This window comes from Xenorhabdus yunnanensis, from assembly GCF_028598805.1.
GTDB lineage: Bacteria > Pseudomonadota > Gammaproteobacteria > Enterobacterales > Enterobacteriaceae > Xenorhabdus > Xenorhabdus yunnanensis.
In genome coordinates, this window is record NZ_JAQRFI010000236.1 from 1 (window position 1) to 486 (window position 486).

Sequence of the window (486 nt, forward strand, 5' to 3'; positions counted from 1 at the left end):
GAGTAGAAACTTTGCTTTTCGTCCTGTGTGTAGACCCGTGCTTTCTTGTCGAGTTTTTTGATGGTGCGGCTGGTATCGACATCAATGTCTTCCCCCACCAGCGGCTTAAAGTCACACTTCGGACAGACATACACCCCCGCAGGCTTCATGTAATGACAGGACGGGCATTCTTTCGGTAACTTCTCCCGTTTCTCCTGCTCACGCTGGCTGGAACGGGACTTCATGCCGTCATTTTTGCGGGGCAATTCGTCATACTCGATATCATCGGGATAGCCGAGACGGTGAACCGTGCCGGAGTGATCAAGAATGATAGCCCTGTCCTTACCCGGTGCAATTCTCAGTGATCTGCCGATTGCTTGGAGCCAGCGAATTTCTGACTTGGTGGGACGGGCATAAATGATGCAGCGGACATCACTGTCAAAACCTGCCACGAGAACTCCGATATTAACGATAATTTTCGTCGCCCCCTGCTCAAACCGATGGATG

The 486-nt window shown here is 51.4% G+C and carries 1 protein-coding gene; it reads right to left on the bottom strand.

Annotation, left to right across the window (positions count from 1 at the left end; all coding sequences use genetic code 11):
* On the bottom strand, positions 1-486 hold a 486-nt coding region (locus PSI23_RS22035; RefSeq protein WP_373567372.1), incomplete at both ends, for a DEAD/DEAH box helicase.